Below are 16,953 nucleotides of genomic sequence, written 5' to 3' on the forward strand. Positions count from 1 at the left end.
GGATGGGATCGCTATGAAAAAGCTAAAAAATCATGCAGTTCTCGTTGCGTTAATTGCAGCGATAGCTGTCATAGGGATAATGTCCGGCAGTATCTACGCGAAGAAGGATCAAGGGACATTCTATATAAAAGATTTGCAGGGCTCACGTGAAGCCATTGAGGATGCAGTCATAAGTGGAGAGCTGAAGGATGGGAGCCATCGCACTAGCTTCCGTATTGAGAAAGGCCAAGTGAAAACGAGTACCGTGTTATTTGAGCAGATGCAGCAACAAACCCCAATACGATTTATTCCGGGAAATGCTAAAATAATGAATGGCGTTGAATATGACATTTCGAATACTGGACCGCTTTTTGAAATCGTTGCTCGTGATCGAAGGAATGCAATTCCCATTCCTATCGGTACGGCAACGGTTAATCCGCCTGTACATTATAATAGAGCGGATCAGAAGGATAACAGCGTCACTTATACGAATGCTCTCGAATATGGACTTGCCAAAATTGGCGATAACGTATATTTTACATTGCCAACGACAACGCATTACACAGGAGAGAACGGAATCTATGCGTTAAAGTTTTCAGATAATTGGGGTTATCGAGGCATAACCGGAGACAAAGGGCAGGAGCCGCGTACCGTGGCAACCTTTAGCCTGGATAAAAACAAAGATAATCCGAATTCAAGCATTGAAATTCTTGGATTAGAAGCCGTTGGCAGCAGCTTGGCATTAATTGCAGTTGAAGATAACGAGCTTATTATTCGTGCATTTGACAGCGTCAGCGGGAAGCAATTAGGTGAGACAATAGTTCCTCATTTTTACTTGGCAGGACGGGATCGAGCGAGCTCATTCAATAATCCGAGCGGGGATACCTATTATGAAAATTATGAAGCATTTAGCGATCACGATCAGAACACGCTAAATCTGAGTTTTAGCCGGTCCTCTTCAGCTGAGGATGCTGATGCCAATAATAATAATAATAATAAAACAATGTTTAGTTTTCATTTATCGAGTGAAATGAAATTAAACGAAGCGATAAAAGAAAGCTTTGCGGACGGAGAAGAGGACAATTACAGCGGTATGTTCGCGATGAGCTATCGTAACGATAAGTTATATGTCGTCAAAACAATGAGAAGCAAGCCTAAAGATGGAAGTCAGTTTCAATATGATATTGTGCTTCCTAAACGATTTATGATTTATGTGTATCAAGCCTCTACATTGCTCTACAAAGGTGAGCTTATGACTGATCTGAATGACGATAATATTAGAGCGATGAATCTATCGCCGCTGTCAGGCGGGTTTGGATACAGCCAATCAGAGTATAGGTATTACGATAACCTCAAGATTGAATAAAAGGTTTGCAGGCAGGAGGGGCATGGATGATCGAGCTGAAATATGTGGAAAAGCGCTATCCTGGAAGCAGTGAGTACTTATACGTGGATAGCTTAACGATAAACAAAGGTGAAATCGTTGGTATTCTTGGCGGAAACGGCAGCGGAAAAACAACATTGCTGAAGGCAATCATGGGGATTGGAGAAATTCAGAACGGAACCATAACAGTAGAAGGCAGACCAGTAACGGAGCAGTATGACAACATTGCATTGATTACGGAAGAGGGCAGCTTTCTTCCTGATCTAACACCTGTTCAGTATGCAGAGTTTTTGGCTGGCTTTTTCCCTAGATTCAATAGAAAACATTTTGACAAGCTGATCAGCTTCTATGAGCTAGAACCGCAGCAAAAAATCAAAACATTCTCCAAAGGGCAAAAGCTGAAGCTTGAAATTTGTGCGGGGTTTGCTAAGGACGCAAAATATATGCTGATGGACGAACCTTTTCAGGGCAAGGATATGTTCACTAGAAAGGATTTTTTAAAGCTTATGGTTTCCAATTTAAAAGGCGATGAGACGATCCTGCTCACGACGCATTTAATAGAAGAAATTGAGCATGTTATCGACCGTGCCATTATTGTTCATAAGGGCAGAATTAAAGCGGACTTTTATATAGACGAGATGAGAGAACAAGGCAAAAGTATAAGTGATGTCATGTCTGAGGTTATTGGCTACAAAGAGAATAAATATAAGGAAGCTTTGAATGATTCATTTCCCGAGAAATAGTTGAAGTTGATCAGCCTGTGTGTCTCTTCAGAATAATCTTTCAACCAACATAAGAGGGGGATTGAAATGACCGGTTATTTGCGAGGGCAAATTGCAAAAATGGCGAATGTGAATATCGAAACGTTAAGATACTATGAGAATCATGGACTAATTCCGGCGCCGATGCGTTCTGAATCAGGTTATCGGATGTACTCTGAGGAAGTATTAAGTCATCTTACGTTTATAAAAAATGCTAAGGCTTGTGGATTTACATTAAAAGAAATCAAAAAAGCATTAACAAAGTCTAGCAGCAGTCAAATTAGTCTCGCTGATTTTTTGACAGTGATCGATAAAAAAATGGATAAAATCCGTTCAGATATGGAACGGCAAGAACAAACATTAGCAATGCTCGCAAGCTTGAAAACAAATCTGCAAGCAGAAGAAAAGCACCCGGAAACTCAGGAAACACTTCACATCCTACACATGGAATCTTAGCTTGACGTTGTACTATGCTACAGGCTGTAGACTTACGTTATTAAGCCTGTAGGAGGAGCATTACATGGAAAAAACGAGTATCGAACAGCTTGCAGCGATTAAACATTTTTTAAAACAATCGAGCAATTTTAGTGAAATACCAGTGGAGAAAATAAGAAATGAAATGAATAATACCGCAGCTGCTATGCAAATGAATACGGATATTATTGTCCAAGAGGTAGTAATCGGAAATCTATTTGGTGAATGGATTACTCCAGCTAATCTAACTGTAGATGTGAACAAGGTCATTCTTTACTTCCATGGCGGTGGTTTTATAGCAGGCACCTGTGCATTCTATCGTGATTTGACGGCAAGAATAGCGAATTCCAGTGGGGTGAAAGTGCTTGTCATTGAATATAGACTTGCACCGGAGCATTCGTATCCAGCTGCAAACGAGGATTGCCTCATTGCCTATCGTTGGTTGCTTGAGAACGGTTATTCCGCTGCTAATATCCTATTTGGCGGAGATTCGGTAGGCGGAAGCCTTGCGCTTATGACCTTGCTTTCACTTCGAGAACAAGGAGAGACGCTTCCAGCAGGTGCTTTTCTCATCTCCCCGCATACGGATCTAGTACATTTGGATGGTGAATCCTACACGACTCGATCGGAGCTCGATCCTACAGGGAGCTTGGAGGGCAATCGCAGGATATTGAACACATATTTAGGCAGCAGTACGGATGATATCCTGCTCTTATCCCCCCTTAGAATGAATTTGAGCGGACTGCCCGATTTGTTTATCCAAGTAGGCGATCATGAAGTTCTGTTAAGTGATTCTACACGGTTTACGGATCAAGCAAGAGCAGCAGGTGTCGCTGTTACGCTGGAAGTATGGGATCAGATGTGGAGTGTATTTCATTTTCTCGCCTACATGCTTCCGGAAGCGCAGCAGGCTATCGACCATATTGGTCATTTTGTGAAGAAGAAGCTGCCTTAAATCTTTATTTTTTCATCTCGATTAACGAACTGGAGGAGAAATGGATAACATTCAATATTTATCGCAATTTAATTTGCTTCATTCACTCACAATAGAAGACTTGATAGAGATGGATGAAATGACCTCTATTACCGTTATCCCGAAAAAGACATTTATTCAAACACCGGAATCTTTTTCAGAAGGGCTTTATTTTGTGAAAAAGGGAAAGGTTCGTTTATATAAGCTGAGTGTGGAAGGCAAGCAATTTACTTCGGATATATTAGGTGAAGGAAATGTATTTGGCGAGATGAATATCATTTCATTTGGTACGCGGGATCACTTTATTGAAACGATTGAAGAAAGCCATATTTGTTTGATGAGTAAAGATAGGTTTGAAAATTTTTTAATGCAGCGGCCTCGCTTCATGATGAATTTATTACAGGTTTTAAGTGATCGAATTAGTACGATGAGTCGTTTAACACAAAATTTAGCTCTAGGAGGTCTTCATGATAAAATTTTGCATGTTCTCATGAAGCTTTCAGAGCAATTTGGAATTACGAGCATGGATAGGGATGAGTATTGCAAAATTGATTTTCCTCTTTCACATCAAGAAATTGCAAATCTGGTTGGAGCGACAAGAGAAGCGGTAACGGTAGCCTTACAAGAGCTTTCGGAACAAAAACGCATTAAGACAGGTTTTAAAACCATCTACATTCATAAAAAAATGTTGTTGCAAAGCTAGGTTATGTAGAAAGAGTTGTAAACTAGATTACATCTTCGCTTATAAATAAGAAGTATAATTGGCGTGCTTCCAATTTTAAATGTCGTATAAGCGAGGGAACCGTGTTATGAATAATGAGAAAGCGATGGTCATTTCTGACTCCATTTTGTACCGCAAAGGTGCAAGAAAGTTGAGCGATATTCCAAATGAAGTGATAGAACTGATTCATATGGGGAAACTGGAGACGGTCAATTTGACGGAATGGCTCGTTGTCGATCATATTGTACTGCTGCAAAATGTACTAAACGAGCTTGGTTTGGATCAAGAATCCGATCCCATTCTGGATAGGCTGAAACATTTGAACGAGAAAAAAATTATGAAAATCATACCTGCTATCGCAAAGGAATGGCTTAGCTTATTCGCTCGACTAGCAGAAGAAGAGCAGTCTAAACTTTACGACAAATTAGCTGCTCATCCATCAGACAGTGTTCGCTGCTGGGCTGCTTTTATTATTGGAGTGGATCAACGTTTAAGTTTAGTAGAGAAGCTTGCATCGATTCGTCCTTTTGCGGCAGATCACCATTTTGGCGTTCGCGAGATTGCTTGGATGGCTTTAAGGGAATCCATCTCCAATGATTTACTAGGAGCACTTCATTTACTCAAAGATTGGGTGCGTGATCATGATGCGAATATTAGGAGATTTGCCATTGAATCCACTCGACCGCGAGGCGTATGGGCCAAACATATTGCTGAGCTGAAAGAAAATCCTGCTATGGCTCTTTCCCTATTAGAAGCTGTGAACAGCGATGAAGCCAAATATGTTCAGGATTCAGTAGGCAACTGGATGAATGACGCTAGCAAAACTAATCCTGAGTGGGTAAGAGCTATTTGTAATGACTGGTTGAAGCGCTCAAAGGCGAAGGAAACGAAAAGAATTGTAGCAAAAGCGGTAAGAAGCTTGCCGGTATAGCAATGGCTCATAGGTAAAACAACTAATACAGTCGTTTGGTGTAACCTTGTTCCAATCTAGCAGCTACGAGTTCGGAGGTTACTCCTTCAAGATTTACATGAGAGGCTATGATCTTTGAAGGGGAAGGCAATTCATTTTTAGGTAGCCATGAATGCGATTCCCATAGTTTTGACCGTCTAAATGCTTTGGCACAGTGCAGGAAACATTCTTCTACGGCAACCACGATGCCTAATAAAGGAATTTTTTCGTTTACAGCCATTATTGCTAACAATTCGTTATCTTTGGTAATAAAGGCGCGCCCATTTATTCGCAATGTTTCGCCAAGTCCAGGAATGAGGAAAACTAAGCCGATTTGTGGATTTGAAAGTATATTTCGTAATGAATCTATTCTTTTATTTCCTGGGCGCTCTGGAATTACGAGGTGCTTATCATCAATCACGTGAACAAAACCTGCCGTATCACCTCTAGGGGAGCCGTCACACTGCCCATCTGAGTTAGAGGTTGAAATAAACACGAAGGGTGACTTTGCTATAAAATCTCGACAATGTTCATCCAAGTGAGTAATATCTTTATGCTGTACGAGTTCGCTGGGATAGCCAATAAGTGATCTAAGCTCCGATTCTGATGCAATAAACTCCTCTTTATTGATAATAGTCATAATCATTCCTCCCTAAGTTTATAGATATTCAAACAACAGGGCTATCCTCAAGTAGTGTTATCTACTTCACGGGACAGCCCTATTCAGCATTTGAAAACGGTTTAGAAGTTGATGAGCGGATGACAAGTTCGGGTTCCAAGTGGACCGTCTTAATCATGTTTGGAGCATCGATAAGCTCAAGTATGGTTTTGGCTATTGCCGCTGCGATGGAGGAGAGGGCAACACCTACGACGGTCATTGGAACCTCAAGATTCTCCATCTGCGGAAGATTGTCGTAACTAACGACAGAAACATCATGAGGGACGGAGAGGCCGAGTTCACTGACGGCGCGAAGGATGCCGCGAGTGAGATCGATACCGCCGCTTATGAAAGCTGTTGGACGAAGAGGACGATCCATCATCATTCGTGCAGCAATATAACCATCGTGGAATTCTAAACCGTTCATTTGGAGAATGGAATCATCCGTTAAGCGCAGCCCATGATGTCTAATCTCTTCTTGAAAGGCTTCGATTTTTACAGCTTGCAGCGGGTCATGCGACTTCGGTTCCCCGATGTACGCTATTTCTTTATGTCCTAAATTTGCCAAGTGACGAACCGCTAGCCGAATGGCTTGGCCACGGTTAACATCAACTGCGGAATAGGGCGTATAGTCAGCGGCACCATAGGTGAGAATTGGGATTTGCATGGCGCTGGAGTCGATTGGATTAGGTTTATTATCCCTGTCTCCAAAGGCGAGTATGGCATCCACTTGATAGCGGCGAAAAGTTTCGATCGCGAATTCGATGTTGCTAATAGACAGCAACGTGATATAGCCGTATTTCTCTAGCTCCTCATTAAGCCGTGTAAGAAGGGATGATAGGGCTGCGCGTTCTATTGATGGCCATACGATGCCAATCGCGCCGCTTTTTCTCGAGACGAGGCTTCGAGCAGCAATATTGGGTTGATAACCCATGTCTTTTGCGATGGAAAGGATATGCTGTTTCGTTTTATTTTGTACGAGCGGGCTGTCTCTAAGTGCCTTGGATACAGTAGAAAAGCTGACGCCTGCACGCTCTGCGATATCTTTGATGGTTACCATAGCTTCCCTCCGAAAGGAACTTTAACGACTATTATCATAAGTCATACATCCTATCATAGTCCAATTATTATGCAAATGAAAGCGGTATAATTGGTGTAGACAGTATGGGCTTATTGCGATATTATGAAAAATAACAACGTTGTTATTTTGATTATAAGGTGGTTTTCTCATGTTTAATTTAACAGATACCGTATCCGTTGTAATCGGTGGAAATGGTGTTCTTGGCAGTGCCATGGCTTCTGCACTGGCTGAAGCGGGATCAAAAGTAGCCATCGTTGGCCGCGATATGGAGAAAGCAAAATTAGTATGTGATCAAATAAATAGCAGCGGCGGAACGGCGATCTCTTTGCAAGCAGATGCAACAAAAAAAGATGAATTAGAAGCGGTGCTGAGCGATGTTCTGCAATGGGGAGGACGTATAGATACCCTTGTAAATGCTTCAGGAACAAACAGCCCCACGCCTTTTTTTGATTTGAAGATGGATGAATGGGATCGAATTATGGACGTCAATTTAAAGAGTGTCGTGCTGGCTTGCCAAGTGTTCGGTAAACAAATGATTGAACAGGGCAGCGGCGGCTCCATTATCAATATCTCTTCTGTTTCCTCATCACCACCGCTCTCTCGCGTGTTTACTTACTCAGCATCGAAGGCAGGAGTTAACAGCATCACGCAATTTCTAGCACGTGAATTTGCGCCAGACCGCGTAAGAGTTAACGCTATTATTCCAGGTTTTTTCCCGGCGGAGCAGAACAGAAAAATACTTTCACCCGAAAGAGTAGAGTCGATTATGCAGCATACGCCAATGAATCGTTTTGGAAACCCGGATGAGCTGAAGGGCGCGGTTGTTTATTTGGCTTCATCCAAAGCGTCTTCATTTGTTACCGGCTCATTCCTCCGCGTGGATGGCGGATTTGGTGCGATGACGATATGACAAGACCGCGTTTACAGCTAAAGGGAACGGACAACAACGACTGCATTTGAACACATAAGGCGCATAAAGCTTTGGGGGAAGCGGTTGAAGCCAATAAGAGAGGGGAAAAGAAAATGAGTACTCAAACCATTGCAAGCCTGGCAGATATTAAAGCGACGGTTGATCGTTTAGCTATGAGCACGCCTGTTACGGATATGCATACGCATCTATATGCTCCTGAATTTGGGGAACTGCTTTTATGGGGCATCGATGAGCTGTTGACTTATCATTACTTAATTTCAGAGTCGTTCAGATGGTCAGAGGAGGAGTACAGCCAATTCTGGTCGATGACAAAGCGCGAGCAGGCGGACTGGATATGGAAGCAGCTGTTCATTGATCATTCTCCTGTAAGCGAAGCTGCAAGCGGTTTTATTACGATTGTTAAACGTCTTGGATTCGATGTATCCTCACGCAATCTGGACGATTACCGGCAAGCACTTGCGAAGCGTACGGTAGAACAGCAGGTAGATACGGTCATGCAAATCGCTGGAATTGAGAAAATCGTCATGACGAACGATCCGTTTGATCCTGTTGAACGTCCCGTTTGGCTGTCAGGCAAAGGAAAAACGGATGTCCGTTTCTATGCGGCGCTGCGAGTTGATGCGCTTCTTAATGATTGGGATCATGCGGTGAAAGAGCTGCAAAATCTTGGTTATGATGTACAAGTGGAATGGTCTGAGCGGACAAAAGCAGAAACAAGACGTTTTCTCTCGGAATGGATTACTCGGATGGATGCGCTTTATCTTGCCGTGTCGATGCCTGGTGATTTTGAATATCCAGCCGATGATCATCGAAGCAAGATGATTGATGAGGTTATGATTCCTGTATGCCAAGCAAAAAGTATTCCGTTTGCGTTAATGATTGGCGTTCGCAGACGGGTGAACCCATCACTCAGATTAGCTGGCGATATGAGCATGCTGTCTGATGTATCGGCAGTGGAAGCCTTATGCCGCCGTTACCCCGAGCAGAAGTTTCTCATCACGATGCTGGCCAGAGAAAATCAGCATGAATTAACGGTGCTAGCTCGTAAGTTCCGGAATCTGATGATATTTGGCTGCTGGTGGTTTCTGCATATTGAATCGATGGTTGAAGAAATGACACGTTTCCGCATAGAGCTTCTAGGCACTTCAATGATTCCTCAGCATTCTGATTGCCGTGTGTTTGAGCAATTGATTTACAAATGGGAGCATTCTAGAAAAATCATTGGCAATGTTCTTGCAGCGAAATACGAGAAGTTGCATCATAGTGGATGGACGGTGACGGAGGAGGAGATCAAGCGGGATCTGGATGGTATGCTGAATCGAAACTTCTGGCGTTTCCTAGACAAAGAGTAATCCATTTAAGGTTATTCTTTAAAAATGCTCAAGGTGATTCTATCCGTAAAATGCGGTGTGGATCACCTTTTCTTATGGCAATGGCGTACATGGAAACACTGGAAATATTGCTCAAAGTAACTATTGAAATCGATTTCATTTTTTGCTATATTATTAAATATCAACTTGATAGCGCTTTATTTGTTTATATCTGACAAAATTTATAGCAAAGGTCGAATCTTATGGATGTTAATATCGTTGATGTAGCTAAAGCGGCAAAGGTATCACCGACTACTGTCTCGCGCGTGTTAAACAATAACCCGCTCGTTAAGAACAAAACGAGGGAAAAGGTTCTCATGGTTATTGAGCAAATGAATTACGTTCCCAATGCTGCAGCCAAAAATCTACGTCAGCAAAAAACGTTTACTATTGGAATAATTGTGCCTGATATTATGGTTGCGTATTACTCTAATTTAGTAAAAGGAATTCAGAACAAGGCGCATTTGGAGAAATTTAAAGTCATTATCTGCGATACCCAAAACAGCAGAGAAATTGAGCTCGGTTATCTTCAAATGCTAACGAACAGAACGGTTGACGGTATGATCCTAATTGAGTCGTTACTGCCGAAAGAGACGGTTATGGAGCTGCTCGACAGAGGTTATGTTATAGGATCTATTGGACGCAGCATTCTGGATTCCAGAATTTATAACGTCCAAACGAATACGACAGAGGTTGCCATGCACGTGGTTGAGCATCTCATCGAGCAGGGGCACAAAGATATAGCATTCATAAGCGGCTATAATGATGCTATCGATAGCTTGGATCGTCTGGAAGGCTACATCAAAGGATTAGAAAAACACGGCATTCCGTTCCGGCCAGAGCTTGTGGAAAATGGCGATTTCAACAAAAGAGGCGGATACTCAGCTTTAAAGCGCCTTTGGGATGCAGGGCAGAAGTTCGCAGCTGTTTTTTCTGCCAATGATGAGATGGCATTAGGCATTTATGCCGCGTGCAGAGAAGCGAATGTAAGAATCCCTCAGGATCTAGCTGTTTTTGGCGTAGACAATGAAAGAGTTTCGAGATATTTGGTGCCTCAGCTTAGCACGGTTAATCAATTAAAGATTGAAATGGGCTATGCTGCTGCGGAAATGCTTATCAAGAAAATTAAGGGCGAGATGGCGGACGACGATGAGCGTATTGTCGTTGTTGATTCTCAGCTGTGCATTCGTGCTTCTTCTAATTATAAAAGAGTGCAATCATAATTTCAGATTATGAAAATCTCTTTTTAATAAAATGAAATCGATACCATTTTAAAATATAGCCGCTTTGCATACAAGAGACACGACTTCCATGTTCTCGTATGCGATAGCAACCATTTATGAAATCGTTTTCAAAAAAGTAATGCCTAACCTTAGGTACATGCAAGTGTATCCATATATCATTTGAAAAAAGGGGATAGTGAAATGAAAAGTAGGAAAATATTTTCATTATTACTGGTATTGTCGTTATTCGTCACCGTATTAGCTGCCTGTTCAGGCGGGAACAACAAAACAAATGAAGGATCTACTTCTACTGCTACGAATAAGCCGACAGAGGACAATACCAAGGCAGAAGAGACGCCATCATGGCAAACAGAGAAAATTACATTAAAGTTTGCAAGCTGGGAAGACCCGAAGATGGAAGGCGAAATGATGAAAGCCTTCATGGCAAAATATCCGAATATTACAGTAGAGAAAGACGAAACGATCAACTGGCCTTGGACAGATGCGTTGACTGCAGCAGCCAGCGCGAGCAAATTGCCTGACGTGTTCTGGGTAGAAAGTGTACCTGTAGGCGTAGAGAACGAATGGCTGCTCGATCTGTCACCATATTGGGATCAAGATGAGGAAACGCAGGCTATTTATCCGAATATTGCGAAGCAAGCGGTTTATGGCGGCAAGCGCCTAGCATCGCCTACTTTCCAGTTTATTATGGGTGTCTATGTGAATAAAACGCTGCTTGAGAAAAACAACATTCCGCTTCCTGGATATAATTGGACCATTACAGAGATGATCGACATCGCCAAGAAGGTATCCAAGCCTTCGGAACATATTTATGGGATTTCAGGCCCGTGGGGCAATCTATCTTTCAATGAACACTGGCCAATGGCGAATGATAGTGCGCTAGGCTACAACACATTTGACGGTGAGAAATTCCATTTCACGAATCAACAGTGGATCGATGGCTACAACCAACAGCTTGAGCTTCGCAGGTTGAAAGTGGAAGAAAAAATGACTGGCGAAGAAAAAACAAAAGTATTCGGCGAAGAAGGAGCTTGGCCGCTGCAGAAAGGGCATGTAGCACTCGGAATTGACGGTTCTTGGAATATGAATTCCTTGCCGCCGGAAATGGAAAAGTCGGGAGCTGGCGTCGTAGATTTCTATCCATACCCAGCTGGCAATGCGGGACAAAAGATGCCTGTAGTCCTTGACTATATCGGTGTATCCTCCACAACCAAACATCCAGAAGCTGCTTATGAGCTGATGAAATTTATGTCATGGAGCAAGGATGGCTGGCTGAAGCGTCTTGAGCTGAACAAGGAATTGAACATCAACATCGATAAATTCCCAGTTGCTGATTTCCCTGAGGTATGGGAGAAGCTGACGGGCGAGCTGAAGCTAGACGGTGCGAAAGCAGCCATTGGATTGCTCGGCGATGCTGTTCCAGATTATAACAAGGTTCTTCCGGGCTGGAGAGAATTCAGTGCTTGGGCATCCGATGAACAAAAAATATATGAGAAGTTCGCAAACGGTGAATTGAAGCCTGCTGATAAAGCGAAAGAAATGGAAGACAAAGCAAATGAGTTCGTAGGTCAAGCGCTGCAAAGATTAAGTCAATAATACAGATTGACCGTAGATGCGGGAGAAGCTTTATGATCTTTCGCATCTGCGGCATTAATGAAGCATAGGCAGGGAAGAGACCATGAAAAAAACTTATCAAATCTTACTGATATGCTTGATGATTGCAGCTCTTCTTGCTAGCGGACTCCCGGGATCGTTAGTACAAGCTGAATCGGAGCAAGCGGCAGCGCCCAAGGCAGAAGGCTCAGCGGATGCGCTTAATCTGCTGGAGAAGACCTATTCAGAAAAGCTTCAAGAGTGGTCTGAGGTTCCTATCATTCCAAACGCGAACATCATCGTTTCACCTGCCAAAGATGTGGAAAACGCAGCATTACTAGTCTCTCTACAAGATAGCTTCAATTACGGTCAGGAGACACTTCGTTGGAATAAAGACGCAAAGATCACGTTCGACATTCATGTTGAAAAAACGGGGTTATATCAGCTAGCGTTTGATTATTACATGCTGGATGACAGCATTTTGCCCACAGAGGGTTATTTGCAAATCAACGGACAATACCCGTTCTATGAAAGCCGTCATATTTTGTTTCCTAGCAGGTGGGAGAACAAACCTCTTGCAGAAAAGTGGGATCGTTATGGCAACGAGCTGCTGCCGCGTTCCCAGAAAGTGAAGTTATGGCAGAAGGTATATGCCATGGATTCTAGTTATTTTCATATGGAGCCTTTAAAGTTTCAATTAAAAGAAGGCTTGAACACCGTTACGTTAGTCAATACCAGGGGAGAGTTGCTGCTTGGCGATGTGAGAGTAGAAGCCCCTGCCCAAATACAAACATATGAAAACTATTTAATGAGCTTCCCAGCAGAAGAAACGGGTGCTGAGCGCATCGACACACTGCTCATAACCGAAGCGGAGCAACTGCTGTATAAAAACGATTCCTCCATCAGAGCAGCCTCGTCACGCGATAGCAAGGTGACGCCCTACGAAACGAACAAGCTGCTGCTCAATATGATCGATGCGGGTTCCTATGAAGAAGGCGGTCAATCGCTGACGTGGGAGCTGGAGGTTCCTCAGGATGGGTACTATCAAATTGCTTTGAAATACTTGCAAAATACACAATATGATTTGCCCGTGTTTCGCCGAATTGAGCTCGATGGCGTAGTTCCTTTCCGCGAGGTGGACAATTATGCTTTTCCTTATACGAAAAAATGGCGGAATGAGACGCTTGGCAGTGAGGATAAGCCTTATCAATTTTATATGACGAAGGGCAAGCATACGCTCAGCATGACAGTGAATTTATCACATATGCGTCCTCTAGCAGAGGATATCTTCGCCAAAATGAGAGAGATCAGCCGCATGACGCTGGAAATCAAGAAGCTGACAGGAAATAAACTAGATTTGTATAGAGATTGGAATCTACTTGAATACATGCCGGAACTAGATAAACAGCTCTCTAGCTGGGCGGATGATCTTGATCAACGCTTCGAAGAAATTAGCCTGCTTAACCCGAAGGTGAAGGAAATTGGCGAAATTGTCAATTTGAAGCTGGCTTCGAAGCAATTGCGATCCCTTGCGAAGGACCCTAATGAATTGCCCAATCGCCTAAATCTGTTTTCTGAAGGGTCGGCGTCTGCCTCTCAATTGCTAGGTACGCTTTTGCAGAGCATTTCAGAGTCTCCGCTTGCACTTGACCGGATTTATGTTTCTCAGGATGGCAAGCTGCCGTCTCCAAATGCAGGTTTTTTCAAGAAATCAGGGGAAACGGTTAAACGCTTTTTCTTATCCTTTACGAAACAATCCTATTCCAGCTCAAACAAAATAAATGGTGAGCTGGAGGTTTGGGTCAATCGCCCAAGGCCTTTCGTTGAGCTCATGCAGAAGATGATCGATGAGCAGTTTACGCCGGAATCGGGCATTGCCGTTAAGCTGTCCATTATGCCGGACGAGAATAAGCTCGTTCTGGCTAACGCATCCAATCGTCAGCCGGATGTTGCCCTAGGAGTAAGCAACTGGATTCCCTATGAACTGGCCATTCGGAATGCGGCTATGGATTTGCGGCAATTCGCTGGTTACGAGGAGAGCATCAAGCGTTTCTCCAAAGGTGCGATTATTCCATTTTCGTTTGAGGAAGGCGTATATGCATTGCCGGAAACGCAAAATTTTTGGGTGCTGTTTTACCGGCAGGATATTTTGGATTCGCTGAAGCTGTCGCCGCCGGATACGTGGCAGGACGTGGTTGAGATGCTGCCTGAGCTGCAGCGGCTTGGCATGAACTTCTATGAGCCGCTTGCCCAGTACAAAGGCTTCAAGCCTTTTAATGCAACGACGCCGTTTATTTATCAATTCGACGGAGAATTGTTTGATGAGAGCGGGATGAACACCGCAATCGACAGTGAGCAAGCGCTTGAGGGCATGAAGTTTATGACCGACTTGTTTACGATCTACAACTTGCCGCAGGACGTACCGAATTTCTATCACCATTTCCGTTACGGCACAATGCCGGTAGGGATATCTGATTTCAATACGTATATTCAATTGAAGGCGGCTGCACCGGAAATCGCCAACACATGGAAGATCGCGCTGCATCCAGGCGTGGAGAAGCCGGATGGAACGGTAGCAAGATGGGCGCCGACAGGCGGACAGACGGGAATGATTTTTAAAGGCATCGACTATGCAGAGGAATCTTGGAAGTTCCTCGATTGGTGGTTGTCAACGCCGGTTCAGGTCGAATTTGCCAATCTCATGCAGACTACCTATGGCATGACCTTCATGTGGAACACGGCCAATCTGGAAGCGCTCGAGCAGGTACCATGGCCGGAGGAAGACAAAGAGGTTATTTCCGAGCAGTTCAAATGGGTGAGAGAACCTTCTCGCGTGCCAGGCGCTTATATGGTCGAGCGGGAAATTAGCAATGTTTGGAACAGGGTTGTCTTTAACGGGGATAATCCGCGAACGGCCATTGATGATGCTGTAGTACGGACTAATCGTGAAATTATGCGGAAGATGGAAGAGTTCGGCTATTATGCGAATGGCAAAATGATCAGGCCGTATCCGGTTCCGACCATATCATCGATAGACAAGTGGGTTGAGCGAAAATGAAGACACGCAGATTTAATGAGGCTTACCTATTTCTGACGCCTTATCTTTTGATGTTCGGCACGTTTATTATTATCCCGGTAGTGGTAGCGGCAGGCCTCTCCCTTACTTATTTCAATACGGTAGAGGCGCCGGAGTGGATCGGCTTCAAAAACTATATCGATCTGCTTACGCACGATGAAATCTTTATGCAAAATGTTCTGCCCAACACGATAAAGTTTGCTTTGATCGTAGGACCGGGCGGCTATGTCATTTCATTCCTGCTTGCTTGGATGCTGGCGCAAGTTCCGAGCAAGCCGCGCACCATTCTTGCCCTTATTATTTATTCTCCTTCGATGACAATGGGAGTAGCGATGTCAGTCGTATGGACAATTATATTCAGCGGTGACCAAGCGGGATATATTAACTCCTTGCTGCTTAATTTAGGGCTGATTAACGCTCCGATACAGTGGCTGCAGTCACCGGAATATTTGATGACGATCATGATTGTCGTGTCATTATGGAGCAGCATGGGAGTTGGTTTCCTCGCTATGCTTGCAGGTGTTCTGAACATTGATCAAACGATATACGAAGCCGGTTATATCGATGGAATCCAGAATCGTTTTCAAGAAATTATTTATATTACGATTCCCTCGATGAGGCCGCAGATGTTGTTTGGCGCTGTGATGGCGGTTGTAACGACCTTCCAAGCCGGTGAAATCGGCGTTCAGCTATCAGGCGGCAACCCAACTCCGCAAAACTCGGGACAGTTGATCGTCAACCATATTGCTGATTATGGCCTCATTCGCTATGAGATGGGGTATGCAAGCGCGATTTCTGTTGTGCTGCTGATCGGCGTATATATGCTGTCTAAGCTTTCGTGGAAATTATTCGGTGAGAAAGAGTAGGGGGTGCAAGTTTTGTCTTATCAAGGTACAAAAGTCAATCCGACCAAGTTCCACAAGAGTCAGCTGAAATTTTATGCCATTCTTATTCCTTTGGCGTTTTTTATGATGCTGCCAATCATATTTATCATCTCGCATGCATTCAAGCCGATTGATGAGCTGTTTGCATTCCCGCCGCGCTTTCTCGTACAGAAGCCGACATTTGATAACTTTAGAGATTTGTTTTTTACGACGTCGACATCAGGTATTCCGTTCAGCCGTTTTATATTCAACAGCTTGCTCGTAACGATCTCTGTCATGTTTTTTTCAGTATTTATTAGTGCATTGGCTGCTTATGCGATGGCCAAGATGAAATTCAAGCTGCGCAAGGTGTTGTTTGAGGTGAACACGCTTGCCCTTATGTTCGTGCCAATCGCGGTACAAATTCCGCGGTACTTGGTCGTAGATCAGACCGGTATGCTGGACACCTATTTTGCTCATATTTTGCCGCTGCTGGCCATGCCGATTGGGCTGTTTCTGCTGAAGCAATTTATTGATCAAGTGCCCGAGGAGCTGAAAGAAGCGGCCATTATCGACGGAGCGAGTGAATTTACGGTGTTCAGGAAGGTCATTGTACCTGTCATTATGCCCGCGCTTGCTACAGTCGCCATTCTTGCTTTTCAGGCGGTATGGAACAATGTCGAGACTTCAAATTATTATGTCAACGATGAAAGCTTGAAGACATTATCGTTCTTCATGAGCTCGGTTGCGTCGGGGTCCGGCAACACCATCGCGGGTCAAGGCATGTCGGCAGCTGCATCGCTGCTTATGTTCGTTCCGAACCTCGTCATTTTTATACTGCTGCAAAGCAAAGTGATGAACACAATGGCGCATTCAGGACTGAAATAGAGGAGACT

At 43.8% G+C, this 16,953-nt stretch carries 15 protein-coding genes; 13 read left to right on the forward strand and 2 right to left on the reverse strand.

Going from position 1 to position 16,953, the window contains the following annotated elements; all coding sequences use genetic code 11:
- Nucleotides 1-13 precede the first annotated feature (13 nt).
- From AB4Z45_RS11860 to AB4Z45_RS11885, 6 genes are all read left to right on the forward strand, one after another.
- On the forward strand, nt 14-1,345 hold the full coding sequence (locus tag AB4Z45_RS11860) for a hypothetical protein (RefSeq protein ID WP_441909447.1): 1,332 nt from the start codon (nt 14-16) through the stop codon (nt 1,343-1,345).
- 26 nt (nt 1,346-1,371) lie between these two features.
- Entirely contained in the window at nt 1,372-2,106 is a 735-nt protein-coding gene (locus tag AB4Z45_RS11865) for an ATP-binding cassette domain-containing protein (RefSeq protein ID WP_441909449.1), read from the forward strand.
- A gap of 66 nt (nt 2,107-2,172) precedes the next feature.
- Nucleotides 2,173-2,580, forward strand: a complete 408-nt coding sequence (locus AB4Z45_RS11870; protein WP_441909450.1) for a MerR family transcriptional regulator — start codon at nt 2,173-2,175, stop codon at nt 2,578-2,580.
- A gap of 64 nt (nt 2,581-2,644) precedes the next feature.
- Nucleotides 2,645-3,553, forward strand: a complete 909-nt coding sequence (locus AB4Z45_RS11875; RefSeq protein WP_441909451.1) for an alpha/beta hydrolase — start codon at nt 2,645-2,647, stop codon at nt 3,551-3,553.
- Nucleotides 3,554-3,593: 40 nt separating this feature from the next.
- Complete coding sequence (locus tag AB4Z45_RS11880) at nt 3,594-4,274, forward strand: Crp/Fnr family transcriptional regulator (RefSeq protein ID WP_441909452.1); 681 nt, start codon at nt 3,594-3,596, stop codon at nt 4,272-4,274.
- Nucleotides 4,275-4,380: 106 nt separating this feature from the next.
- A complete protein-coding gene (locus AB4Z45_RS11885; protein WP_441909453.1) occupies nt 4,381-5,223 on the forward strand; it encodes a DNA alkylation repair protein in 843 nt (280 codons plus the stop codon).
- Nucleotides 5,224-5,245: 22 nt separating this feature from the next.
- Here the strand turns inward: AB4Z45_RS11885 and AB4Z45_RS11890 are convergent, their stop codons facing one another.
- Nucleotides 5,246-5,881, reverse strand: coding sequence for a pyridoxamine 5'-phosphate oxidase family protein (locus AB4Z45_RS11890; protein ID WP_441909454.1), 636 nt, complete (start codon nt 5,879-5,881; stop codon nt 5,246-5,248).
- Between the two features lie 79 nt (nt 5,882-5,960).
- Nucleotides 5,961-6,959, reverse strand: a complete 999-nt coding sequence (locus AB4Z45_RS11895; protein WP_441909455.1) for a LacI family DNA-binding transcriptional regulator — start codon at nt 6,957-6,959, stop codon at nt 5,961-5,963.
- 169 nt (nt 6,960-7,128) lie between these two features.
- On the opposite strand from AB4Z45_RS11895, the gene AB4Z45_RS11900 reads away from it, so the two are divergent.
- The 7 genes from AB4Z45_RS11900 (at nt 7,129) to AB4Z45_RS11930 (ending at nt 16,945) form a co-directional block, all read left to right on the forward strand.
- Nucleotides 7,129-7,890 carry an SDR family oxidoreductase gene (locus AB4Z45_RS11900; protein ID WP_441909457.1) on the forward strand — a complete coding sequence of 254 codons (762 nt, stop codon included), beginning with the start codon at nt 7,129-7,131 and terminating at the stop codon, nt 7,888-7,890.
- Between the two features lie 113 nt (nt 7,891-8,003).
- Nucleotides 8,004-9,263 (forward strand): glucuronate isomerase, encoded by a 1,260-nt coding sequence (locus AB4Z45_RS11905; RefSeq protein ID WP_441909458.1) that lies wholly within the window; start codon nt 8,004-8,006, stop codon nt 9,261-9,263.
- A gap of 221 nt (nt 9,264-9,484) precedes the next feature.
- On the forward strand, nt 9,485-10,504 hold the full coding sequence (locus tag AB4Z45_RS11910) for a LacI family DNA-binding transcriptional regulator (RefSeq protein ID WP_441909459.1): 1,020 nt from the start codon (nt 9,485-9,487) through the stop codon (nt 10,502-10,504).
- Between the two features lie 201 nt (nt 10,505-10,705).
- Nucleotides 10,706-12,121, forward strand: coding sequence for an ABC transporter substrate-binding protein (locus AB4Z45_RS11915; RefSeq protein ID WP_441909460.1), 1,416 nt, complete (start codon nt 10,706-10,708; stop codon nt 12,119-12,121).
- Between the two features lie 82 nt (nt 12,122-12,203).
- Complete coding sequence (locus AB4Z45_RS11920) at nt 12,204-15,176, forward strand: extracellular solute-binding protein (protein ID WP_441909461.1); 2,973 nt, start codon at nt 12,204-12,206, stop codon at nt 15,174-15,176.
- Nucleotides 15,173-16,060: a carbohydrate ABC transporter permease gene (locus tag AB4Z45_RS11925; RefSeq protein WP_441909462.1), complete on the forward strand. Its 888-nt coding sequence runs from the start codon at nt 15,173-15,175 to the stop codon at nt 16,058-16,060. The genes AB4Z45_RS11920 and AB4Z45_RS11925 overlap by 4 nt, the downstream gene beginning before the upstream one ends.
- Before the next feature lie 3 nt (nt 16,061-16,063).
- Entirely contained in the window at nt 16,064-16,945 is an 882-nt protein-coding gene (locus AB4Z45_RS11930) for a carbohydrate ABC transporter permease (RefSeq protein WP_076270926.1), read from the forward strand.
- Nucleotides 16,946-16,953: the final 8 nt, after the last annotated feature.

Source organism: Paenibacillus sp. MCAF9, from assembly GCF_052114265.1.
Classification (GTDB): domain Bacteria; phylum Bacillota; class Bacilli; order Paenibacillales; family Paenibacillaceae; genus Pristimantibacillus.

Coding starts and splice junctions, on each gene's coding strand:
- AB4Z45_RS11890 (WP_441909454.1), bottom strand. CDS start 5,881: ATGACTATTATCAATAAAGAGGAGTTTATTGCATCAGAATCGGAGCTT.
- AB4Z45_RS11920 (WP_441909461.1), top strand. CDS start 12,204: ATGAAAAAAACTTATCAAATCTTACTGATATGCTTGATGATTGCAGCT.
- AB4Z45_RS11900 (WP_441909457.1), top strand. CDS start 7,129: ATGTTTAATTTAACAGATACCGTATCCGTTGTAATCGGTGGAAATGGT.
- AB4Z45_RS11915 (WP_441909460.1), top strand. CDS start 10,706: ATGAAAAGTAGGAAAATATTTTCATTATTACTGGTATTGTCGTTATTC.
- AB4Z45_RS11885 (WP_441909453.1), top strand. CDS start 4,381: ATGAATAATGAGAAAGCGATGGTCATTTCTGACTCCATTTTGTACCGC.
- AB4Z45_RS11875 (WP_441909451.1), top strand. CDS start 2,645: ATGGAAAAAACGAGTATCGAACAGCTTGCAGCGATTAAACATTTTTTA.
- AB4Z45_RS11905 (WP_441909458.1), top strand. CDS start 8,004: ATGAGTACTCAAACCATTGCAAGCCTGGCAGATATTAAAGCGACGGTT.
- AB4Z45_RS11860 (WP_441909447.1), top strand. CDS start 14: ATGAAAAAGCTAAAAAATCATGCAGTTCTCGTTGCGTTAATTGCAGCG.
- AB4Z45_RS11865 (WP_441909449.1), top strand. CDS start 1,372: ATGATCGAGCTGAAATATGTGGAAAAGCGCTATCCTGGAAGCAGTGAG.
- AB4Z45_RS11880 (WP_441909452.1), top strand. CDS start 3,594: ATGGATAACATTCAATATTTATCGCAATTTAATTTGCTTCATTCACTC.
- AB4Z45_RS11925 (WP_441909462.1), top strand. CDS start 15,173: ATGAAGACACGCAGATTTAATGAGGCTTACCTATTTCTGACGCCTTAT.
- AB4Z45_RS11895 (WP_441909455.1), bottom strand. CDS start 6,959: ATGGTAACCATCAAAGATATCGCAGAGCGTGCAGGCGTCAGCTTTTCT.
- AB4Z45_RS11870 (WP_441909450.1), top strand. CDS start 2,173: ATGACCGGTTATTTGCGAGGGCAAATTGCAAAAATGGCGAATGTGAAT.
- AB4Z45_RS11910 (WP_441909459.1), top strand. CDS start 9,485: ATGGATGTTAATATCGTTGATGTAGCTAAAGCGGCAAAGGTATCACCG.